The following is a 22,578-nucleotide window of genomic DNA, read 5'->3' on the forward strand; positions in this document are numbered from 1 at the left end:
AGCGTCGTATCGCTTCTCCCGCATTTGCCTTCATCCGGCGCCGGCGATTCTTCCCTCACCACATGACATGCTATGCCCCTGAGCGAGGGGAGTGTGTCGCCATGTCCAGCGTCCGGCCGATCGTCGAGCTTGATACGCACGAGGTCTTCAACCAGCCGCCGCCCTTCGAGGACGTGAATCTCTTCGCCACCGACCGCGCGCTCTCCGACGCGGTGGCGCGGGCCGGCGGAGCCGGGGGGATGGAGCGGCTGACGACACTCGGCGCGCGGGTCGGCTCGGCGGAGGTGATCGACTGGGGCGTCGAGGCCAATCGCAATCCGCCGGTGCTGGAAACGCATGACCGCTATGGCCGGCGGATCGACGAGGTGCGCTTCCATCCCGCCTATCACCGGCTGATGGCGCTGGGGCTGGAGGCGGGTTTCGCCTCGGTCGCCTGGGACGGGACGCCCGCCGGCCATGTCCTCCACGCCGCGACCCTCTTCCTCGCCGGCCAGCCCGACGCCGGCACGAGCTGCCCGATGACGATGACCTACGCCTCCGTCCCCGCGCTCCGTGCCGAGCCGGCGGTGGCGGAGGAATGGGTGCCTCGCATCCTCGGCGGTCGCTACGATCCGGCCTTCCGTCCGGCGGGGGAGAAGGCGGGCGTTACCATCGGCATGGCGATGACCGAGAAGCAGGGCGGCTCCGATGTCCGCGCCAACACCACGCGCGCGGAAGCCATCGCCGACGACCGTGATTGGGCTCGGCTGACCGGTCACAAATGGTTCTGCTCGGCGCCGATGTGCGATGCCTTCCTGACGCTGGCCTATGCGGAGGGCGGGCTGACCTGCTTCCTCGTGCCGCGCTGGCTGCCGGACGGGGAGCGCAACGCCGGCTTTCGCGTGATGCGTCTCAAGGACAAGCTGGGCGACCGCTCCAATGCGTCGTCCGAGATCGAATATCATGGCGCGCTCGCCCGGCGGATCGGGGAGGAGGGGCGTGGCGTCGCGACGATCCTGCGCATGGTGCAGCATACCCGGCTCGATTGCGTGGTGGGTTCGGCTGGCCAGATGAGGGCGGCGCTGGCCCAGGCCCTGTGGCACACGGCGCATCGATCGGCCTTCCAGAAGCGGCTTGTCGATCAGCCGGCGATGGCGGCGGTGCTCGCCGATCTGGCGGTGGAGAGCGAGGCGGCGACAGCGATCGGGCTGCGCATCGCGCAGGCCTTCGACGAGGGCGATCCGCTGGCGCGACTGCTGACCCCGCTCGCCAAATATTGGGTGTGCAAGCGCGCGCCCGGCCTCGTGACCGAGGCGATGGAGTGCCATGGCGGCGCCGGCTATATAGAGACGGGGCCGATGCCGCGCCTGTTCCGCCAGTCGCCGTTGAACGCGATCTGGGAAGGCTCGGGCAATGTCATCGCGCTCGACCTGCTGCGCGCGATCGCCCGCGAGCCGGAGGGCGTCGAGGCGCTGCGGAGCTTCCTCGACGGCGCGCGGGGGCGGGGGCGGGTTTATGATGCGTGGCTCGACGGCATCGACCTGCGAAACGCCGACGAGGGGCGGGCCCGGCTGCTGGCCGAGCGGCTGGCGCTGGCGGCACAGGCGGCGGTGCTGCTCCACTGGGATAGCCCGGTGGCGGAAGCCTTCTGCCGACTGCGGCTGGCGGAGCGGGGGACGGCTTATGGAGCATTCGACGCGCCGGTGGATGTCCGCGCGATCATCGAGCGGGCAATGCCGGGCTGAGCCATTCAGTTGCATGGCTGCTGGATGATATAAGAACTATGCGTTTCCCTGTTGCGGGCCGCGGACGCATGTCCTGCCCTTGAGCCGGGCTGGTCCGGCGGCAACGCAGGACTGGAATCATGGCCCGTACTTTCCTCATCACCGGCGCGAGCAAGGGCATCGGCCGCGCGCTTTCCGAGCGGCTGGCGGCGGCCGGCCACAGCATCGTCGGCATCGCGCGCGGCGCGGACGCGAGCTTCCCCGGCACGCTCGTCTCGATCGACCTCAGCGATCGCGAGGCGACCGGCAAGGCGCTGACCGACCTCGCCGAGCACCATGCCTTCGACGGCGTGGTCAACAATGTCGGCCTCGCGCGGATGCATCAGGTCGGCGCGATCGACCTCGCCGACGTGGACGACATCTTCCGCACCAACATCCACCCGACCGTGCAGACCGTGAACGCGCTGCTGCCCGGCATGAAGGCGCGCGGCTGGGGGCGGATCGTCAACATCTCCAGCCTCGTGTCGCTCGGCTGGCGGGACCGCACCGCCTATGCCGCCGCCAAGGCCGCGATCAACAGCATGACGCGCACCTGGGCGCTGGAGCTGGCGGGCACCGGCGTCACCGTCAACGGCGTCGCGCCCGGCCCGGTGGAGACCGAGCTGTTCCGCCAGAACACGCCGCAGGGCAGCGAGGCGGAAAAGCGCTTCCTCTCGATGGTGCCGATGGGCCGCCTCGGCCGGCCGGACGAACTGGCCGCCGCCATCGCCTATTTCCTCTCGGAGGAAGCGGGCTTCACCACCGGGCAGACGTTGTTCGTCGATGGCGGCGCTTCGGTGGGCAAGGCGGCCTGATCCTTGCGATCGATCGGGGAGGGGCATAGATCGGTGGCAACCCATTTGCGAGGCAACTGGATGCCGGCCGAGCCCCTCCTCGATACCGATCTGCTGCGCGCCTTCGTCGCGGTGGCGGAGACGGGCAGTTTCACCGCCGCCGCCGAGGTGATCGGCCGCTCGCAATCGGCGGTGAGCCAGAAGGTGATAAGGCTGGAGGAGATGCTGGAGCGCAGCGTCTTTGCGCGCACCAGCCGGTCGCTGCGCCTCACGCCCGACGGCGAGCGGCTGCTCGTGGTGGCGCGGCAGATGCTGGCGCTGAACGACGACTTCCTGCGCAGCCTGCGCCGGCCGAGCGAGATCGGGACGCTCCGGCTCGGTATTTCCGAGAATCTGGTGCCGACGCAGTTGCCGAGGCTGCTCTCGCGCTTCTTCGCGTTGCATCCGTCGGTGCATCTGGAGCTGTCGACCGGGCTCAGCGCCGAGCTGCTTGCCCGCCACAAGGACGGCAAGCTCGACGCGGTGGTGGCGCTGAGCCAGCCGGATGCCCCGGCGCGGGGCGGGCGGGTGCTGTGGCGCGAGCCGCTCGTCTGGATCGCGGCGGCGGATCATGAGCCGGACCCGAACCAGCCGCTCCGCCTCGTGGTGATGCGGCCGCCCTGCACCTATCGCGCGGCGATGACCGACGCGCTCGACCGGGTGCGGCGCGACTGGGTGACGGCCTGCACCGCGAGCAGCCTCGCCGGGCTCCAGGCGGCGCTCATGGCGGGGATGGGTGTGACGGCGCTGGGCGAATCCTTCCTGCATGAGGGCGTCCGCACCTTACGCGGCGATCGTTGGCCTGCGCTGCCCGTCGCCGAGATGACGGTGGTGGGGGAGGACGGGCCGGCCGGTTCGCTGGTCCGCGAGCTGTCCGCCTTCCTTGCGGATGGGCTGATCGGGGGGGCGGCATTGTCGCTCGCCGCCTGACCGACAGCGCTGGAACTCGCGCCCGCGCGGTGGCAAGAGGCGCCGCGAACACCCCCTCGGAGCATCAGGAGCCGTGATGACCTACACCGCCGCCGCCAACCGCTATGACGGCCAGATGCCCTATCGCCGCACCGGCCGCAGCGGCATCGACCTTCCCGCCATCTCGCTCGGCCTCTGGCAGAATTTCGGCGGGGCGGACGTGTTCGAGACCGGCCGCGCCATGCTGCGCCGCGCCTTCGACCGGGGCGTGACCCATTTCGACCTCGCCAACAATTACGGCCCGCCCTACGGCTCGGCCGAGGAGAATTTCGGCCGCGTGATGGCGACCGACTTCGCCGCCCACCGCGACGAACTCATCATCTCGACCAAGGCGGGCTGGGACATGTGGCCGGGGCCCTATGGCGGCATCGGCGGCAGCCGGAAATATCTCATCGCCAGCCTCGACCAGTCGCTGAAGCGGATGGGCGTCGATTATGTCGACATCTTCTACTCGCACCGCGTCGATCCCGAGACGCCGCTCGAAGAGACGATGCGCGCGCTCACCCAGATCCACCGGCAGGGCAAGGCGCTCTATGTCGGCATCTCCAGCTACTCGCCCGAGCTGACCCGCAAGGCCGCCGCCATCCTCGCCGAGGAGCGCGTGCCGCTCTTCATCCACCAGCCGAGCTATTCGATGCTCAACCGCTGGATCGAGGAAGGGCTGCTCGACACGCTGGAGGAGCTGGGCACCGGCTGCATCGCCTTCTCGCCGCTGGCGCAGGGGATGCTGACGAGCAAGTACCTCAACGGCGTGCCCGAGGATGCGCGCGCGGCCAAGGGTGGCTCCTCGCTCGGCGGCAAGCTGCTGAGCGATGACAATATCGCCCGCATCCGCGCGCTGAACGAGATCGCGAAGCGGCGCGGCCAGACGCTCGCCCAGATGGCGATCGCCTGGGTGCTGCGCGACAAGCGCGTCACCTCCGCGCTGATCGGCGCGCGCACGGTTGCCCAGCTCGACGACTCGCTCGACGCGGTGAAGAACCTCGCCTTCACGGCGGAGGAACTGGCGGAGATCGATACCCACGCCACCGAGGGCAAGATCGACCTGTGGAAGGTCTCCTCGACGATCGAGAAGGCCTGAATGCCGTAAGGGCAGGGAGCTTTCGGCGATGACCGGAGGCTCCCGGCCGGCAGCCCCACCGAGAGTCTAGGTGGACGAATCCGTGGTAACTCACTATATCGATCGGTATGGAAAGCACTGTCACCGCCGCTGTGCCTCGGGGCCGGCCGCGTGAATTCGACGCGGGGGAGGCCCTTGCGGCCGCGCTGCGCGTCTTCTGGCTGCGCGGCTATGAGGGCGCCTCGCTCACCGAGCTGACCGAGGCGATGGGCATCACGCGCCCCAGCCTCTACGCCTGCTATGGCAACAAGGAATCCCTGTTCCGCAAGGCGCTCGACCTCTACGAGCAGGAAAAGCTCGCTTATATGGCGACCGCACTCGACGCGCCGACCGCGCGCGAGGTGGCTGAGCGGCTGCTGCGCGGCGCGCTCGCCATGCAGATGAACAACAATGATCCCAAGGGCTGTCTGGGCGTCATCTCCAGCGTCGCCTGCGGGGCCGAGGCCGAGTCGATCAAGGCCGAGGTGATCGCGCGGCGGGCCTCGTCCGAAGCAGCGCTGATCCAGCGATTCGAGCGCGCGCGCGACGAAGGCGAGCTGCCCGATCATATCGAGCCGGCGGCGCTGGCCCGTTATCTCAGCGCCGTCATCCAGGGCATGACGGTGCAGGCCAGCGGCGGCGTTTCCTGCGCGGATCTGGGCAAGCTGGTCGATACCGCGATGATGGTGTGGCCAAGCCGCTAGACCAAATCTACTAAGCGGTATAGAAATAGGTTGACGACTCTCGCTGCACCGCATTATATACCTAACAGTATGGAATGGCGTCAGGCCATTAGCGGCAGGCAGATGGGGAGCTTGGTGTATGCTCCATTACGGCAAATAATTTGTGCGTGGCGCGGACTGGTGTCGCGCTTTCGTTTCTTCGATTGATCGGGTGGACGGAGCGAATCTCGTCCGCTGATTGATCGGGCGCCTCCGCCGGCTCGGCGCGCGCCAATCCGATTGACAGCCGCTTGGTGCGGGCCGTTTCGCGCGGTTCGCAGGGCGGTTTCGTGCATCCCCATGGCTACGACGAGGCGCGGCTTTCGGCTGCGATTCCTTGCGCGCGGCCATGTGCCCAAAGGGAAACGTCATGGCATTTCTCGATATGCGGGAGCCGGTCGCAGCGACGGCCCAGCCTTTGTTTCCGGTGTCCTTCACCGGTTCTCGTCCCGTCGCCGATCCGGTTCCGGGCGAGATGGTCGGTTTCACCGAGCAGGAGTGGGACGTGATCCTGCTCGCTCGGCGCGACCGGATGTCCAGCCTGCATGAACCAACGCGGCTCGCGCGCCTCTCGGCGTGGCTGTTCGGCGGCGGCGTGGCCCGTCAGCTCGCCGATCCGCGGCTGGAGGCGCTTCGCCGGCTCGCTGTGCAGGCGTGGCACAATGGCTATGCGGTGCCCAACTCCGCGATCCACGCCTTCAAGGCCGCCGGTTTCAACCTCGATCAACTTGAACTGATGCTGGCGAGCATTGCCGCCGGCCGATCCAGCCGCACCGGGAGGGCTTCGGCATGAACATGCTTACACGCGTAGACCAGGACGAGCGCATCGACGCGCCCGCCAGCGAAGGCCGATGGCAGCGGCGCGCCCTTGTGGCGGTGCCGCTGGCGCTGATCGCCTTCGCCGGCTTCAAGGTGATGCATCACGGCGCGGCTGCGCCGGCCGCGATGCCGCCCGCCGACGTGACGGTCGCCACCCCGCTCGCGCGCGACGTGACCGAGTGGGACGATTATGTCGGCCGCTTCGTCGCCAGCCAGTCGGTCGAGGTGCGTCCGCGCGTCTCGGGGCAGGTGGTGCAGCGCCAATTCAAGGACGGTGACGTCGTGAAGCAGGGCCAGATCCTCTTCACCATCGATCAGCGTCCTTTCCTCGCTGCGCAGGCCGAGGCCCGCGCCAGCGTCGCCAGCGCCCAGAGCGCGCTGACGCTCGCCCGCTCGGACCTCGCCCGCGCCAACCGCCTGAGCGGTGACGACGCGGTCTCGGCGGGTGAGATCGACTCGCTGCGCTCGAAGGTCCAGTCGGCGGAAGCCGCGCTGGCCGGCGCGCAGGCGCGCCTGCGCGAGCGATCGCTGGATGTGGAGTGGACTGAGGTGCGGGCCCCGGTCTCCGGCCGCATCTCCGATCGCCGCGTCGACACCGGCAATCTCGTCGTCGGCGGGGAGGGGACGTCGGCCACGCTGCTGACCACCATCAACGCGCTCGACCCGATCTATTTCTCGTTCGACGCTTCCGAAGCGCTCTTCCTCAAGACGCAGCGCGCCAAGAGGGAAGGCAAGCCCGCCACCGCCGTGCAGATCCGTCTTCAGGACGAAGCGGCCTACAAGTGGACCGGCACGCTGGACTTCACGGACAACGGCCTCGATCCGCGCTCCGGCACGATCCGCGGCCGCGCGACGCTCGCCAACCCGGGCTCGTTCCTGACGCCGGGCATGTTCGGCAACATGCGTCTCGCCACCGGCGGCACGACGCACGCGCTGCTCGTGCCCGACGCCTCGATCCAGACCGATCAGGCGCGCAAGACCGTGCTCGTCGTGGACAAGGATGACAGCGTCGTCGCCAAGCCGGTGACGCTCGGCGCGGTGATCGACGGGCTGCGCATCATCCGCTCGGGGCTGACGCCCGGAGACCGGGTGGTGATCGCGGGCATGCAGGGGGCGATCCCCGGCACCAAGGTCGCGCCGCACAACGGCACGATCGCGCCCGACGCCACCGACGATGCGCCCCATGCCGAGACGCCCGTCCCCGCGCAGGCGACCTTCGCCCGGTAAGGCCGAACCGACATTCGCTTTGGGGCGGTGCTTTCCCAGGCTGCCCCAAGATCCCCGGCCCCTTTTCCCCCCTCCGGCCGGGGATCACCCCCTTTCAGCAAGGATGACGTCATGCGTCTCTCTCGCTTCTTCATCGATCGCCCGATCTTCGCGGCGGTGATCGCCGTGCTCATCACGGTGGTCGGCGGGCTGGCCTATTTCGGGCTTCCCGTTTCGCAATATCCCGACATCGTGCCGCCGACCGTGACGGTCGCCGCCAACTATCCCGGCGCGTCCGCCGAGACGGTCGCCGAGACGATCGCCGCGCCGATCGAGCAGGAGATCAACGGCGTCGATGACATGCTCTACATGTCGTCGCAGTCGACCGGCGACGGCAAGGTGACGATCACCGTCACCTTTAAGATCGGCACCAACCTCGATAGCGCGCAGGTGCTGGTGCAGAACCGCGTCGCGGTGGCGCTTCCGCGCCTGCCCGAAGAGGTGCAGCGCCTGGGCGTGGTGACGCGCAAGACCTCGCCCAACTTCCTGATGGCGATCAACATCCAGTCGCCGGACGGCACCTATGGGCCGGATTACATCTCCAACTATGCGCTCACGCAGGTGCGCGACCGCCTGTCGCGTATCGACGGCGTCGGCGACGTGACGATCTTCGGCGCGCGCGACTATGCGATGCGCATCTGGATCGATCCGGGCCGCGCCGCCGCGCTCAACCTGACGGCGGACGAGATCGTCTCCGCGCTGCGTGCGCAGAACGTGCAGGTCGCCGCCGGCTCGATCGGCGCGCCGCCCTACAACACGCATGACGCCTTCCAGATCGGCATCGAGACGCAGGGCCGCCTCACCGATCCGCAGCAGTTCGCCAACATCGTGATCCGCACCGATCCGGACGGCCGCCAGGTGCGCGTCTCCGACATCGGCCGGGTCGAGCTGGGCGCGGCCGACTACGGCACCAACGCTTACCTTTCGGGCAAGCCGTCGGTGATCGTCGCGGCGATGCAGCGGCCGGGCGGCAATGCGCTCTCGTCCGCGATCGCGATCAGCGCCGAGATGAAGAAGCTCGGTGCCCGCTTCCCCAAGGGCCTGGAATACAAGGTCATCTACAACCCGACCGAGTTCATCAGCCAGTCGATCGATGCCGTGTACCACACGCTCGGCGAGGCGGTGATCCTCGTGGTGATCGTGATCCTCGTCTTCCTCCAGAACTGGCGTGCGGCGGTGATCCCGGTGATCGCCATCCCGGTGTCGCTGATCGGCAGCTTCGCGGTGCTGGCGGGCGTGGGCTATTCGCTCAACACGCTGTCGCTGTTCGGCCTCGTCCTCGCCATCGGCATCGTCGTCGACGACGCGATCGTCGTGGTCGAGAATGTCGAACGCAACATCGAGCATGGGCTCTCGCCCAAGGAGGCGTCCCGCGTCTCCATGGACGAGGTGTCGACGGCGCTCGTCGCCATCGTGCTGGTGCTCTGCGCCGTGTTCGTGCCGACGCTGTTCCTCACCGGCCTTTCGGGCGCCTTCTATAAGCAGTTCGCGGTGACGATCTCGTCGGCCACCGTCTTCTCGCTGATCCTGTCGCTGACGCTGTCGCCGGCGCTGGCGGGGATGCTGCTCAAGGCCAAGAACCAGCACGGGGCCACGGAAGGCGGCAACGTCTTCCAGCGCGCCGGGCGGACCTTCGCGGAGAAGTTCAACCGCGGCTTCGATCGCCTGGGCGACGGCTATGCGCGGTTGACGCACTTCCTGGTGCAGCAGCCGAAGAAGATGCTGGCCGCCTATGCCGCGCTGATCGCGGCGACGCTGGGGCTGTTCTGGATCACGCCGGGCGGCTTCATCCCGGCGCAGGATCAGGGCTATTTCCTCGCCATCGTGCAGCTTCCCTCGGGCTCCTCGCTCGAGCGGACGGACGCGGTGACGCGCGAGATCGCGCAGAAGATCCTGCCCATCAAGGGCCTGCGCGGCGCGGTGATGTTCGCCGGCTTCGACGGCCCGTCGCAGACGGCCGCCCCCAACTCGGCCGCCATCTACTTCCCCTTCAAGACGTTCGACGAACGCAAGGCCGAAGGCGCCACCTACGCCGGTATCATGGATCAGGCGAACAAGGCGGTTGCGGGCTATGACAAGGCGCGCGTGCTGCTGGTGCCGCCGCCGCTCGTGCAGGGCATCGGCTCGGCCGGCGGCTATCGCATGATGGTCGAGGACCGGGAAGGCCGCTCCTATGGCGATCTCGCCAAGGTCTCGGCCGATCTCATCGGCAAGGCCAACAAGACCGAAGGCCTGAAGCAGATCTACACCTTCTTCGAGACGGGCACGCCACGCATCTTCGCCGACGTGGATCGCCGCAAGGCCGCCCTGCTGGGCGTGCCGCCGGAGCGCGTGTTCGAGACGCTTCAGGATTATCTGGGCTCGGCGTTCATCAACGACTTCAACCTGCTCGGCCGCACCTTCCATGTGACCGCACAGGCTGACGCGCCCTTCCGCAACACGGTGGCGGACATCGCCAACCTCAAGACCCGCTCGGACTCGGGTGCGATGGTGCCGATCGGCGCCGTCTCGACCTTCAAGGACAAGAACGGGCCGTATCGCGTGGTGCGTTACAACCTGATGCCGGCGGTCGAGGTCGATGGCGACACCGCGCCGGGCTACTCGACGGGCCACTCGCTCCAGGTGATGGAGAAGCTCGGCGACGCGCTCCCGGCAGGCTACGACCATGAGTGGACGGGCATCGCGTACCAGCAGAAGACGGCCGGCAACACGGCGGGCCTCGTCTTCGCCATGGGCACGCTGTTCGTGTTCCTCGTGCTGGCTGCCCAGTATGAGAGCCTGACGCTGCCGCTCTCGATCATCCTGATCGTGCCGATGTGCCTGCTGGCTGCCATGGCCGGCGTGAACCTGCGGGGGATGGACAATAACGTCCTGACCCAGATCGGCCTCGTGGTGCTGATCGCGCTCGCCGCCAAGAACTCGATCCTCGTGGTGGAGTTCGCCAAGCAGGCGGAGGAGCGGGACGGCCTCTCCCCGATCGATGCGGCCGTTCAGGCGGCGCGGACCCGTCTGCGCCCGATCCTGATGACCAGCTTCGCCTTCATCCTCGGCGCCGTGCCGCTGGTGATCGCGAAGGGGGCGGGCGCCGAGCTTCGGCAGGCGCTGGGCACCGCGGTGTTCTTCGGGATGGCGGGTGTGACCGGCTTCGGCCTGCTCTTCACGCCGACCTTCTATGTCGTGTGCCGTGCGCTGGGTGACCGGCTGTCGCGTCGCCGCCGTCGTGGCGGGGACGAGGCCGCTCCCGTCCTCCAGCCGGCCGAATGAGGTTTCGACCCATGACGAAGACTCTTCTCACCCTGCTGCTCGCCAGCACGACGCTGACCGCCTGCGCGGCGGGGCCGGATTATCACCGGCCCCAGACGGCGGCGAGCGCGGCCAAGCCCTTCATCGGCGGGGCCAACGTGGCGGTGGACGCCGCCGCCGGGGCCGATGACCAGTGGTGGCATCTCTACAATGATCCTGTCCTCAACGGCCTGATCGCCGATGCGCTCTCCGCCAACACGGACCTTCGCGTGGCGGTGGCGCATCTGGAGAAGGCGCGGGCGAACCTGCGTGGCGCCAAGTCGGATCGCCTGCCGCAGACGCAGATCAGCGCGTCCACCACCTATCAGCGCGTGCCGGGCTATGAAGTCTTCCCCGGCACCAAGCGCGAGGAATGGAGCCTCGATACCGGGCTCAACGTGTCCTACGAGGTCGATCTGTTCGGCCGCGTGAAGCGCAGCGTCGAGGCGGCGCGGGGCGACTGGCAGGCGGCCGAGGCGGATCGCGACGCGGTGATGGTGGCGGTCGTCGCCGACACCGTGCGTGCCTATGCCGATGCCACCGCGTCGGCCCAGCAGATCGCGGTTGCCAACGACACCGTGACGCTGCTCGACAAGTCGGCGCGCGTCACGGCGGCGAGGGTCGAGGCCGGGCGGTCGGAGAAGCTCGACCTGATCCGCATCACCGCGCTGCGCGACCAGCGCAAGGCGGACGTCGCCCCGCTGGAGGCCGAGCGTGACGCCGCGCTGTTCCGGCTGGCGACGCTGACCGGCCGCACGCCGCAGGATCTCCCGCAGACGATCCGCGACGCGACCGTGCTGCCGAAGATCGCCCAGCCGATCCCGGTTGGCGACGGCGCGGCGCTGATCGCGCGCCGCCCCGACGTGCGCGCGGCCGAGCGCAGGCTCGCGGCGGATACGGCGCGGATCGGCGTCGCGACCTCCGATCTCTACCCGCACATTTCGCTGGGCGGGCAGATCGGGCAGACCAGCGCCGGCCTCTCGGACGTGTTCACCGGCGGCCCGTTCCGCTGGCTGGCGGGTCCGCTGATCAGCTGGAATTTCCCGAACATCGCCGCCACCCGCGCCAAGATCGCGGGCGCCAAGGCCGACACCAAGGCCTCGCTCGCCACCTTCGACGGCACGGTGCTGACGGCGTTGCAGGAAACCGAGACGGCGCTTTCGGGCTATGCGCACGAGATCGACCGCCATCAGGCGCTGGTCGCGGCGCGCGACGAGGCGCAGCGGGCGGCGAACGTCGTCCTCGCCCGCCAGAAGGAGGGCACGACCGACTTCCTGACGGTGCTCGACGCCCAGCGCACGCTGGCGGACGCGCAGGCCGATCTGGCGGCGTCGGATGCGCGCATCGCCTTCGCGCAGGTCGATCTGTTCCGGGCGCTGGGTGGCGGCTGGCAGCAGGCGCCGCAGGTGGCTCAGGCGAAGGCGGAGAAGCCGGCATCCTGATGTTTTCGATCCCCTCCCTCGATTTCGGGGGAGGGGCACCTTTCCGTTCGAGTAGCTTCGCGCGTTAAACCGGCTTCGTTCGCGCTGGGTTTTCTACAGCGCCTCGACCGGCAGCGAGCAGATATCCACCCATGTCGCGTCCACCAGCGTGGCCAGGCGATCGGGTGTGAGGCGCACCGAGCTGGTGCGCGATCCGGCGGCGGGATAGACCTCGCCGAAATCCTTGAGAGAGATGTCGCAATAGACGGGAAGCGGCGTGGCGAGCCCGAAGGGGCATACGCCGCCGACGGGATGGCCTGTCAGCGCTTCCACTTCCTCGGCCCCCAGCATCCGGGGGCGACCGCCGAGGACATCCTTGGTCTTGCGGTTGTCGAGCCGGGCATCGCCGCGCGCGACGATCAGCATGACGGCATCGCCGATGCGGATCGACAGCGTCTTGGCGATCTGCCCTGGCTCGACTCCCAGCGCCTGCGCCGCCTCGGAAACCGTGGCGGTGCTGGCGCCCTGATCGATGATCGCGATATCCGGCGCCTTCCCCGCAAGGAAGGCGCGGACCGAATCAAGGCTCACGATCAGGCGTTGAGCTTGTCCTTCACGGCCTTCGCCGGGGCGAAGCCGAGCTTGCGGGACGCCGCGATGGTCATCGCTTCGCCGGTCGCCGGGTTGCGGCCTTCACGGGCGGGGCTGTCCTTGACCTTGAACTTGCCGAAGCCGCTGATCGAAACTTCGGTGCCCTTGGCGGCGGCGTCGGTGATGGCGGCGAAAACGGCGTCGACGACCTTGCGGGCGTCCGCCTTCGACAGGCCGTGGCCGGCAGCGATCTGCTCGGCGAGCTCAGTGTTGTTCATGGAACTCGTCTCCTCCTTTACGAGACGCGGGTCATAGCCGTTCAAAATGAAGAAGGTCCAGCGTTTCCGCGCTTTTTCACGAATTCTGGGGCAGAAGGACCGTCGCGCCCGTCGTCTGGCGGGCTTCGAGGCGTCTGTGGGCCTCCGCCGCGTCGCTCAAAGCGAGCCTCTGGCCGACCGGAATGGCGATTCCGCCGCGGATCATTGCGAACAGCCGATCGGCCAGCGCGCGGGCCTCATCGGGCGTCTGCATATAGTCCCCCATCGTCGGCCGGGTGACGAAGATGGAGCCCGCCTTCATCAGCGTCAGCGCGTCGAAGGGCGGCACCGGGCCGCTGGCATTGCCATAGGTGACGATCAGCCCGCGCCGCGCCACCGAGCCGAGCGAGGCCTCCCAGCTCGCCTTGCCGACGCCGTCCAGCACCACTGGCACGCCGCGCCCGCCGGTCAGCGCACGGACTTCGGCGGCCAGCGCGTCCATCGGGCAGGAGAGGGCGTGCGCGGCGCCCAGCGCCCTGGCCTGGGAGGCCTTCTCCGCCGATCCGGCGTGGGCGATGGCGGTCGCGCCGATGGCCTTCAGCCACTGGACGAGAATCGATCCCACGCCGCCCGCCGCCGCATGGACCAGCACCGCGTCGCCGGGCCGCACCTTCGCGCATTGCTCGATCAGGAAGGCGGCGGTCATGCCCTTGAGCATCGCGGAGGCGGCCGTCTCGTCGTCGATATCGTCGGGGAGGTGGGCCAGCTCCTTCGCCGGCATCGTCCTGACCGTCGCATAGGCGCCGACCGGCCCGGTGGCATAGGCGACCCGATCGCCCGCCGCGAAGCCCTCGACTCCGTCGCCGACCGCCTCGATCACGCCGGCCGCCTCCGATCCGAGCCCGGCCGGCAGGTCGACCGGATAGAGGCCCGAGCGCCGATAGGTGTCGATGAAGTTGAGCCCGATCGCGCGATGGCGCACGCGCACCTCGCCCGCGCCGGGGGCGGAGGGGGTGACGGCCTCCCGCTCGATCACCTCGGGGCCGCCGGTGCGGCGGATCATCATGCGGAAATCGTCCATGAGGGGCCTCCTTCTTCCACCCGCCTTATCGCGTGGGGCGGGCATCGTGCCATCCGCGATATTGGTCAGGCCTGTCGCCCCGTTCGCCTTGTGCGGCCGGGTGCTTTGTGGGAGAGCTTGGCCATGCCTCCCATCGGACAGAAGCTCTACCAGCGCGTTGCCGCCGCCATCAGCGAAGCCATCGAGAGTGGCCAATATGCCCCCGGAGCGCGGCTTCCGGGCGAACGGGACCTCGCCGAGGAATTCTCGGTCAGCCGCCCGACCATCCGCGAGGCGATGATCGCGCTCGAGATTCGCGGGCTGGTCGAGGCTCGCCACGGGTCAGGCCTCTATGTGACGAACACCGCGCCGGCCGAGGTCGCCGCGCTCGAACTCGACATCGGCGCCTTCGAGCTGATCGAGGCGCGCATCCTGTTCGAAGGCGAGACGGCCGCGCTCGCCGCCACGGTGATGACCGAGGAGAAGCTCGCCCGGCTCGAGGCGCTGATGCGCGAGATGTCCGGCCCCAACCCCGACATGCGCACCGAGCAGGCCGATCGCCGCTTCCATGTCGAGATCGCCGCCTGCACCGACAACAGCGCGATTCGCGGCGTGATCGAGATGCTGTGGGATCTGCGCTATCGCTCGCCGCTCTGCGTCCACATGTTCGCCAAGGCGGCGCGCAGCGGCATCAACCCGCGCATCGACGAGCATCGCGCCATCCTCGACGCGCTGAAGAGCGGCGACGCGCATGCGGCGCGCGCCACGATGCACGGCCATTTGCGCCGCGTGATCGAGGATGTGCTCGCCGCCACCGAGCTGGAGGCGATGGAGCGGGCCCGCACCGAGATCAGCGCCCGCCGCAGCGAGATCACGCGTCGCATATCGCTGTGATGGTGGGTTGCGAAGGCGGCGCTTCCCCGGCATAGCCGCCCGCCCTCGCGCCACCGGAGATAGAGATGCACGCCGCCCTTGGGCTCGATTTCGGCACCACCAACAGCGTCGCGGCGCTTGCGGGCGCAGCAGGCGGCACATCCGACCTCCTCTCTTTCGCGGCGCCTGAGGGCGGGATGGACTCGGTGTTCCGTTCCGCGCTCTGCTTCTGGCATGACGATGCGGTGAAGGGGGGGCTCGCGGTCGAGGCGGGGCCGTTCGCGATCGCGGAATATCTCGAATATCCCGAGGACAGCCGCTTCATCCAGTCGTTCAAGTCGGTCGCGGCCAGCGCCAGCTTCGAGACGGCCTCGGTGTTCGACAAGCGCTATCGCTTCGAGGAGCTGGGGCGCTTCTTCCTCTCCAAGCTCACCGACCATGCCGGCGGCCGGCTCGACAAAAGGCCCGAACGCGTGATCGTCGGGCGGCCGGTGGAATATGCCGGCGGGCGGCCCGATCCGGCGCTGGCGCGCACGCGCTACGACGCGATGTTCCAGGGCTTCGGCGCCGAGATCCATTATGTCTATGAGCCTCTGGGCGCGGCCTTCAGCTACGCCTCGCGGCTGGATGCGCCGGCGACCATCCTCGTCGCGGACTTCGGCGGCGGCACCAGCGACTTCTCGGTGGTGCGTGTCGCAGCGCCGGGGGCGAAGCGGCGCTGCGAGCCGCTCGGCCATGCCGGTATCGGCATCGCGGGCGACCGATTCGACTATCGCATCGTCGACAAGCTGATCCTGCCGATGCTGGGCAAGGGCGGCTCCTATCGCTCGTTCGGCAAGGAGCTGGAGATTCCGCGGAGCTGGTTCGCGGATTTCGCCGACTGGTCGCGCCTCGCGCTGATGCGCAACCGGCGGACGATGGAGGAACTGGCGCGGCTCCAGAAGGCCGCTGTCGATCCGCAAGCCATCGGCCGCATGATCGCGTTGATCGAGAACGAACTCGGCTATCCGCTCTATGATGCGGTGGGCGGGCTCAAGAAGGCGTTGTCCTCGCAGGAGCAGGCCGCGTTCCATTTCTCGGGCGCGGGGCTCACCATCGACGCCGAGGTGACGCGCACCGACTTCGAGGGCTGGATCGCCGAGGATGTCGCGCGCATCGCCGCCACCGTCGATCAGGCGCTGGCGGCGGCGAATGTCGCGGAAGGCGAGATCGATCGCGTGTTCCTGACCGGCGGCTCGTCGCTGATCCCGGCGATCCGGCGCATCTTCCTCGATCGCTTCGGCGCGGACCGCATCGCGACCGGCGGCGAGCTGACCTCCATCGCCCACGGGCTCGCGCTCGTGGGGCAGGAGGACGACATCGCCGCCTGGTCGAACTAGGCCGGGATCGGGCCGGTCTTGAGCACCTCGATCGCGCCCGTCTTGCCGCCGAAATCGACGCGCTCGCCGTCATAGGCGCCCATCATCGCGCGGGCGAGCGGGGCGGAGAAGGCGAGGCGGCCCGCCGTGGGCTCGGCCTCGTCGTCGCCGACGATATCGATCTGGCGCTTCTGGCCGTTGAGCTTGAACGTCACGCGCGAGCCGAACGCCACCTCGTCGTCGGAGGGCGCGGGCATGAGCTGCGCGGTCGCCTGACGGGTGCGCCAATAGCGCAGCTCGCGGCGCAGGCGGGTCCGTTCCTCTTCGCTGAGGCCCTCGGTGGGGGCGGCTTCCAGCTCGTCCACCTTTGCCTGAATCAGCGCCAGTCCGCGTTCGGTGACCAGATTAGGTCCCGGCGGCAGCGGCAGCTCGAATTTCGGCTCCATATGTTCATCGTCGCTCTCGCGACGAAACGCGACACTCACGGTCCCTCTCCCCAACCAAAGAGATTAGATATGGCGATGGCGGGCGGCGACCGCCAGTACGGTTGCGCTAACATTGGACAGCGTTATCATGATCCGGTCGGGCAGCAGACCCGGCGGGAGGATGCGTCATGATCGAGTTGAGCCGTCGGGATGTGCTGATCGCTGCGGGCGGCCTCGCCGCCGCTTCGCTGGAGGCGCGCGCGATGGGCGCCGCGCCCGGCCGCAAGGTGGGCTATGCGATCGTCGGCCTCGGCTATTATGCGCTGGAGGTGATCCTGCCGCAGTTCGTGAACTGCGAGCATAGCAAGGTGGTCGCGCTGGTGAGCGGCGATCCCGCGAAGGCCAAGCGCGTCGCCCAGCAATATGGCGTGCCGGACCACGGCATCTACAACTACCAGAATTACGACAGCATCCGCAGCAACCCGGATATCGACGTCGTCTACGTCATCCTGCCCAACTCGATGCACGCGGAATACACGATCCGCGCCGCCAGGGCCGGCAAGCATGTGCTGTGCGAGAAGCCGATGGCGATCTCCTCGGCCGAGTGCGAGGCGATGATCGCGGCGTGCAAGGCGGCGGGCAAGAAGCTGATGATCGGCTATCGCTGCCACTTCGAGCCGCACAATCTGGCGGCCATCAAGCTCGTGAAGGACGGCACGCTCGGCAAGCCGCGCTACGTCAATTCCGAACATGGCTTCGTGCAGGGCGATCCCTCCAAGTGGCGCCTGAAGAAGGCGCTGTCGGGCGGCGGCTCGCTGATGGACATGGGCATCTACAGCCTTCAGGCCGCCCGCTACATGACGGGCGAGGAGCCGACCTCGGTCTTCGCGCGCGAGAGCACCGACCGCAGCGATCCACGCTTCCACGAGGTGGAGGACATCATCGAGTGGACGCTGACCTTCCCGTCGGGCGCGATGGCGTCGTGCATGTCGTCCTACAGCTCGGGCCACAATCATATCCGGCTGACCGGCACCAGGGGCTGGGTCGATCTGGAGCCGGCGACCAGCTATCGCGACCAGAAGATGCGCGTCCGCATCAAGGACGACGAGCATGAGGTGACGCCGCCGCCGGGGCCGGGCGCCAATATGTTCGCGGCCCAGCTCGACCATATGGCCGATTGCATGACGACGGGCGCGACTCAGATCGTGCCGGGCGAGGAAGGGTTGCGGGATTTGCGGATCATCGAGGCGATCTATCGTTCGGCGGCCAGCGGCCAGGTGGTGAAGCTGTGAGCTTCTCCCTCGACCGTCGCGCTTTTCTCGCTTCTGGCGCCGCGCTTCTGGCGGCGCCTGCCTTGGCGCAAGCGGTGGCGCCCTCCATTCGCCGCGTCTCGCCGAAGCTCGACCGCATCATCGCGCCGGATGCGAAGGTGGAGGTGATCGCCACCAACATCAAATGGGCCGAAGGCCCGGTGTGGGTGCGTCAGGGCGGCTATCTGCTCTTCTCCGATCCGCCGGCCAACATCATGCGCAAATGGTCGCGCAAGGGCGGCGTGTCGGTGTTCATGGAACCGTCGGGCCTGCCGAACCCGGACCCGAAGATCGTCCGTGAGGCGGGCTCCAACGGCATGGCCATGGATCATCAGGGCCGTCTGCTGATCGCCAATTCCGGCGGCCGCTCGCTCGATCGCTATGATCTGGCCACGCGCAAGCGGACGGTGCTGGTCGATCGCTACAAGGGCAAGCGCTTCAACAGCCCCAACGACATGCATGTCGCGAAGTCGGGCGCGATCTACTTCACCGATCCGCCTTACGGCCTGCTCAATGGCGACGACTCGCCCGCCAAGGAGCTGCCCCACAACGGCGTCTATCGCTGGACCGAAGGCGGCGAGGCTGTGCTGCTCGACGGCAGCCTGACGCGCCCCAACGGCATCGCCATGTCGCCGGACGAAAAGAGGCTCTACGTCTCGGTGTCAGACGAGAAGGCGCGCCGGATCATGGTCTATGATCTCGACGCCAGGGGAATGCCGACTGGTTCACGCGTCTTCCTCGACGCGTCCGCGATGCCGGGGCCGGGCAATCCGGACGGGATGAAGGTGGCGGCCGACGGGACGCTCTTCTGCTCGTCACCGGGCGGCATGTGGGTGCTCACCCCCGAGGGCGAGCGACTGGGCGTGATCGAGGACGGGATGCCCATCGCCAACTGCGCGTTCGGGGACGACGGCTCGACGCTCTATATGGCGTCGTCGGATCGCATCCTGCGTCTGCCGCTCAAGCTGAACGGCTGGAAGGCCTGAGATCGGGAAGCGTTGCACCCGCCCGGCGGGGAGGGGGGCAGGGCCGGGCGGGTGCGTGCGGCCTCCCTTAAAGAAGAGCGCGGCGATCAACTAGCGTCATTGCGAACACATCAGTGTTGCGCGAGCCGCAACAATCGCCGCGCCGATCTTCTCAGGCGGCAGCAGCCGGGGTCGCACGGAAGCTGATCGCCATGCGGTTATAGGCATTCATCAGGCCGATCGCGATGGTGAGGTCGGCAAGCTCGGTCTCGCTGAACACCGCGGCGGCCGCCTGATAGTCGGCATCCGGCACGCCGGTGGTCGAGACGTTGGTGACGCTCTCGGCCCAGGCGAGCGCGGCGCACTCCTTCTCGTCGAACAGCTTGCCGCCCTCGCGCCATGCCGGGACGAGCACCATCTTCTCGACCGCCATGCCGCCCTTGAGGAGGTCGCGGCTGTGCATGTCGATGCAGAAGGCGCAGCCGTTGATCTGGCTCACGCGCAGATAGACGAGATCGATGAGCGCGCCCGGCAGGCCGCTGTGCAGGATATGGCCATAGACGCCGCCCAGCGCCTTCATGCCGGCGGGGGTAGCCTTGTTGTAGTCCATGCGCTGCGACATCGATCGGTCCTTTTCAATGGGGATGGCGCCTTGTCTGCGTTTGACGCGCCGGGAAAAAGCACCAAGAATGTCGTGAAATATTGAACCATCTCGACAAAAAGCGGCGTCAGGACTCCTGCCAGGCGCGGCGGATGGCGGGGATCAGCGGCGCGATCTCGTCGGGCGTGGTGATGCGGGTCTGGCTCTTGAGCCTTTCGGACCAGCTCGCGCGGGTTGGCGGTTCGAGCTGGGCGGCCGCCTCGGGCGGCACGGCGAGGCCGAGGATCAGGGCGTCGCCATCGGGCCGCGCGGCGGCGAACTGATAATTGCGCGAGAAGGCGGTGAACGCCTTGCGCTGCCCCGTCACGACATCGTCGAGCGTCGCCATGGCTTCCTTCACCGCATCGAGCAGCGCGCGAGCTCCGGGGCTTTTCCAGAGCGTGTCGGCGAGCGCCTCGGGATCGTTCCAGCCGACCTCCGGCGGGAAGGCGGTGGAGAGCACCAGCGAGGCGCGGTTCTGCGCCAGCCCATGCTCGGCCTTGAACCAGGCGAGGCGGGCGCGGTGCTTCGTCTCCGGGCAGGTGCGGGCGATCTCGACCCATTGATCCAGCGTGCGGCCTGTGTCCCGCTCCAGCCCCTCCCGGAGCGATGCGAACCAGGCACGCTGGCGTTCGGTGAGGGAATGCGTGTCGGCGTCAGGCATCGCGAGTCTCCCACTGGCGAAGCAGGGTCGCCCGATCGGGGGCGACTTGTCCAGCGGTGGTGCTGGCCCCTGACAGGAGCTAAGGCAGGCATGTGACAATTCATCCGGGGACCGGCGAGTGACCAAGGCGGCCAGGCATTTTTCCTCGATCCACACGCATGGCTTCGTGCGTGTCGCGGCGGCGACGCCGGCGGCGACGGCGGGCGATCCCGCCGCCAATGCCGAGGCGGCGCTCCAGCTTGCGCGGGCCGCGCACGAGGATCATGTCGATCTGGTCGTCTTCCCCGAACTGAACCTTTCCTCCTACGCGGTGGACGACCTCCACCTCCAGGACGGCTTCCGCCATGCGGTGGAGCGGGCACTGGGCACGGTGGTTGCCGGCACGGGCAAGCTCCGCCCGGTGCTGGTGCTGGGCGCGCCGCTGCTGCGTAACGGGCGGCTCTACAATTGCGCGGTGATCGTGGCGCGCGGGCGCGTGCTGGGCGTGGTGCCCAAGACGTTCCTGCCCAATTACCGCGAATATTATGAGAAGCGCTGGTTCGCCTCCGGCGCGGGGCTCACCGGCCTCACCATCGATGTGGCGGGCGAGACGGTGCCCTTCGGCGCGGACCTGATCTTCACCGCGCGCGATCTGCCGGACCTCACCTTCGCGGCCGAGGTCTGCGAGGATTTCTGGGCGCCGACGCCGCCTTCCACCATGGCCGCGCTGGCGGGGGCGCTGATCCTCTGCAACCTGTCGGCCTCCAACATCGTCATCGGCAAGGCGCGCGAGCGTTCGATGCTGGCCGCCGCCCAGTCGGCGCGGACATGCTCGGCCTATGTCTTTGCCGCCTCCGGGCCGGGGGAGAGCACCACCGATCTCTCGTGGGACGGGCAGGCGCTGATCCACGAGCTGGGCTTCGAGCTGGCCGCCTCGGAGCGCTTCGCGGCCGAGCCGGGGCTGCTGGTGGCGGACGTCGACGTGGGGCGGCTGCGTGCCGAGCGGATGCGGGTCGGCACCTTCAACGATGCGGCGGCCTTCGCCGGCCATCCCGAGACGCGCACCCGCCGCGTGTCGTTCGAGCATCGGCCCGATTCCGCGGACATCGGCCTGAAGCGCCCGGTCGCGCGCTTTCCCTTCGTGCCCGCCAATCCTGCGCAGCTCGACGAGGATTGCTACGAGGCGTTCAACATCCAGGTGGAGGGCCTGTCGCGCCGGATCACGGCGTCGGGCGCGAAACGGCTGGTGATCGGCGTGTCGGGCGGCCTCGATTCGACCCATGCGCTGATCGTCGCGGCCAAGGCGTTCGACCGGCTGGGCCGTCCGCGCTCGGACATCCTCGGCTTCACCATGCCCGGCTTCGCGACGGGGGACGGCACCAAGTCCAACGCCTGGGCGCTGATGAACGCGCTCGGCATCACCGGCGCGGAGATCGACATCCGCCCCGCCGCGACGCGGATGCTGGAGGACATGGCCCATCCCTTCGCGGGCGGCGAGCCGGTCTATGACGTGACCTTCGAGAATGTGCAGGCGGGCCTGCGCACCGACTATCTCTTCCGCCTCGCCAACCAGCGCGAGGGGATCGTGGTCGGCACCGGCGACCTGTCGGAGCTGGCGCTGGGCTGGTGCACCTATGGCGTCGGCGACCAGATGAGCCACTACGCCGTCAACGCCGGCGTGCCCAAGACGCTGATCCAGTTCCTGATCCGCTGGTGCATCCGCACGGACCAGTACGACCCCGCGACCGATCGGGTGCTGGACGCGATCCTCAACACCGAGATCTCACCGGAGCTGGTGCCGGCGGGCGCGGACGGCGCGATCCAGTCGACCGAGGCGAAGATCGGCCCCTACGCGCTCAACGACTTCTTCCTGCACCATATCGTGCGCTGGGGGATGGACCCGGCCAAGATCGCCTTTCTCGCGCTCCATGCGTGGGGCGACGCGGCGGCCGGCGAATGGCCGGTCGGTGTGCCGGAGGCGGCGCGGGTCGCCTATGACCTGCCGACCATCCGGCATTGGCTGGAGCGCTTCCTATGGCGCTTCTTCCAGATCAGCCAGTTCAAGCGGACGGCCATTCCGAACGGCCCGAAGGTCTCGACCGGCGGTGCGCTGAGCCCGCGCGGCGACTGGCGCGCGCCTGCGGATGGCACCGCCGCGCCGTGGCTGGCGGCGCTGGAGCGCGGGCTGCCTTCCTGACGCCTGCCGCTCCCCCCTGCTTGCCGGACGCTGAATGGACAGAGCGGAGCGTATGTCCTGATGTCCGGGTTCCGGTCATATCGTCTCGGTTCGGCACAGGCGCATT

At 68.4% G+C, this 22,578-nt stretch carries 20 protein-coding genes; 14 read left to right on the forward strand and 6 right to left on the reverse strand.

Features of this window, described 5'->3' with window-relative positions:
* Nucleotides 1-101: 101 nt before the first annotated feature.
* From ST3T6A_RS0105600 to ST3T6A_RS19405, 9 genes are all read left to right on the forward strand, one after another.
* On the forward strand, nt 102-1,724 hold the full coding sequence (locus ST3T6A_RS0105600; protein WP_019831919.1) for an acyl-CoA dehydrogenase family protein: 1,623 nt from the start codon (nt 102-104) through the stop codon (nt 1,722-1,724).
* Between the two features lie 119 nt (nt 1,725-1,843).
* A complete protein-coding gene (locus ST3T6A_RS0105605) occupies nt 1,844-2,557 on the forward strand; it encodes an SDR family oxidoreductase (RefSeq protein ID WP_019831920.1) in 714 nt (237 codons plus the stop codon).
* 60 nt (nt 2,558-2,617) lie between these two features.
* On the forward strand, nt 2,618-3,505 hold the full coding sequence (locus ST3T6A_RS0105610; RefSeq protein WP_019831921.1) for a LysR substrate-binding domain-containing protein: 888 nt from the start codon (nt 2,618-2,620) through the stop codon (nt 3,503-3,505).
* A gap of 76 nt (nt 3,506-3,581) precedes the next feature.
* Nucleotides 3,582-4,625 (forward strand): L-glyceraldehyde 3-phosphate reductase, encoded by a 1,044-nt coding sequence (gene mgrA, locus ST3T6A_RS0105615; RefSeq protein WP_019831922.1) that lies wholly within the window; start codon nt 3,582-3,584, stop codon nt 4,623-4,625.
* A gap of 107 nt (nt 4,626-4,732) precedes the next feature.
* Nucleotides 4,733-5,347, forward strand: coding sequence for a TetR/AcrR family transcriptional regulator (locus ST3T6A_RS0105620; protein WP_019831923.1), 615 nt, complete (start codon nt 4,733-4,735; stop codon nt 5,345-5,347).
* 388 nt (nt 5,348-5,735) lie between these two features.
* Entirely contained in the window at nt 5,736-6,158 is a 423-nt protein-coding gene (locus ST3T6A_RS0105625) for a hypothetical protein (RefSeq protein ID WP_019831924.1), read from the forward strand.
* Nucleotides 6,155-7,411: an efflux RND transporter periplasmic adaptor subunit gene (locus tag ST3T6A_RS0105630; RefSeq protein WP_019831925.1), complete on the forward strand. Its 1,257-nt coding sequence runs from the start codon at nt 6,155-6,157 to the stop codon at nt 7,409-7,411. Before ST3T6A_RS0105625 ends, ST3T6A_RS0105630 begins: the two co-directional genes overlap by 4 nt.
* A 111-nt stretch (nt 7,412-7,522) precedes the next feature.
* The gene (locus ST3T6A_RS0105635; protein ID WP_019831926.1) at nt 7,523-10,714 is read left to right on the forward strand and encodes an efflux RND transporter permease subunit; all 3,192 of its coding nucleotides are present in this window, start codon (nt 7,523-7,525) and stop codon (nt 10,712-10,714) included.
* An 11-nt stretch (nt 10,715-10,725) separates the two neighbouring features.
* Nucleotides 10,726-12,174: an efflux transporter outer membrane subunit gene (locus tag ST3T6A_RS19405; RefSeq protein ID WP_019831927.1), complete on the forward strand. Its 1,449-nt coding sequence runs from the start codon at nt 10,726-10,728 to the stop codon at nt 12,172-12,174.
* 93 nt (nt 12,175-12,267) lie between these two features.
* Here the strand turns inward: ST3T6A_RS19405 and ST3T6A_RS0105645 are convergent, their stop codons facing one another.
* The 3 genes from ST3T6A_RS0105645 to ST3T6A_RS0105655 form a co-directional block, all read right to left on the reverse strand.
* The gene (locus tag ST3T6A_RS0105645) at nt 12,268-12,744 is read right to left on the reverse strand and encodes a YbaK/EbsC family protein (protein ID WP_019831928.1); all 477 of its coding nucleotides are present in this window, start codon (nt 12,742-12,744) and stop codon (nt 12,268-12,270) included.
* A gap of 2 nt (nt 12,745-12,746) precedes the next feature.
* A complete protein-coding gene (locus ST3T6A_RS0105650; RefSeq protein ID WP_019831929.1) occupies nt 12,747-13,022 on the reverse strand; it encodes an HU family DNA-binding protein in 276 nt (91 codons plus the stop codon).
* A 76-nt stretch (nt 13,023-13,098) separates the two neighbouring features.
* Complete coding sequence (locus tag ST3T6A_RS0105655) at nt 13,099-14,082, reverse strand: quinone oxidoreductase family protein (RefSeq protein WP_019831930.1); 984 nt, start codon at nt 14,080-14,082, stop codon at nt 13,099-13,101.
* Nucleotides 14,083-14,205: 123 nt separating this feature from the next.
* Between ST3T6A_RS0105655 and ST3T6A_RS0105660 the strand changes: the two genes are divergently transcribed.
* Nucleotides 14,206-14,955: a FadR/GntR family transcriptional regulator gene (locus tag ST3T6A_RS0105660; protein WP_019831931.1), complete on the forward strand. Its 750-nt coding sequence runs from the start codon at nt 14,206-14,208 to the stop codon at nt 14,953-14,955.
* A 65-nt stretch (nt 14,956-15,020) separates the two neighbouring features.
* Nucleotides 15,021-16,313, forward strand: coding sequence for an Hsp70 family protein (locus tag ST3T6A_RS0105665; RefSeq protein ID WP_019831932.1), 1,293 nt, complete (start codon nt 15,021-15,023; stop codon nt 16,311-16,313).
* On the opposite strand, the gene ST3T6A_RS0105670 is transcribed toward ST3T6A_RS0105665, so the two are convergent.
* On the reverse strand, nt 16,310-16,777 hold the full coding sequence (locus tag ST3T6A_RS0105670) for a GreA/GreB family elongation factor (protein ID WP_026359459.1): 468 nt from the start codon (nt 16,775-16,777) through the stop codon (nt 16,310-16,312). The two genes, ST3T6A_RS0105665 and ST3T6A_RS0105670, sit on opposite strands and share 4 nt — an antisense overlap.
* Before the next feature lie 128 nt (nt 16,778-16,905).
* Here ST3T6A_RS0105670 and ST3T6A_RS0105675 point away from each other — a divergent pair, with 128 nt between their 5' ends.
* Nucleotides 16,906-18,009 (forward strand): Gfo/Idh/MocA family protein, encoded by a 1,104-nt coding sequence (locus ST3T6A_RS0105675; RefSeq protein ID WP_019831934.1) that lies wholly within the window; start codon nt 16,906-16,908, stop codon nt 18,007-18,009.
* A complete protein-coding gene (locus ST3T6A_RS0105680) occupies nt 18,006-19,013 on the forward strand; it encodes an SMP-30/gluconolactonase/LRE family protein (RefSeq protein ID WP_019831935.1) in 1,008 nt (335 codons plus the stop codon). The genes ST3T6A_RS0105675 and ST3T6A_RS0105680 overlap by 4 nt, the downstream gene beginning before the upstream one ends.
* Before the next feature lie 151 nt (nt 19,014-19,164).
* Here ST3T6A_RS0105680 and ST3T6A_RS0105685 read toward each other — a convergent pair whose 3' ends face one another.
* The gene (locus ST3T6A_RS0105685) at nt 19,165-19,614 is read right to left on the reverse strand and encodes a carboxymuconolactone decarboxylase family protein (protein WP_019831936.1); all 450 of its coding nucleotides are present in this window, start codon (nt 19,612-19,614) and stop codon (nt 19,165-19,167) included.
* Between the two features lie 106 nt (nt 19,615-19,720).
* Nucleotides 19,721-20,296: a DUF4287 domain-containing protein gene (locus ST3T6A_RS0105690; protein WP_019831937.1), complete on the reverse strand. Its 576-nt coding sequence runs from the start codon at nt 20,294-20,296 to the stop codon at nt 19,721-19,723.
* 118 nt (nt 20,297-20,414) lie between these two features.
* On the opposite strand from ST3T6A_RS0105690, the gene ST3T6A_RS0105695 reads away from it, so the two are divergent.
* Entirely contained in the window at nt 20,415-22,472 is a 2,058-nt protein-coding gene (locus ST3T6A_RS0105695; RefSeq protein WP_019831938.1) for an NAD(+) synthase, read from the forward strand.
* Nucleotides 22,473-22,578 lie beyond the last annotated feature (106 nt).

The sequence above is a fragment of the Sphingomonas sp. PR090111-T3T-6A genome, from assembly GCF_000383095.1.
GTDB lineage: Bacteria > Pseudomonadota > Alphaproteobacteria > Sphingomonadales > Sphingomonadaceae > Solisphingomonas.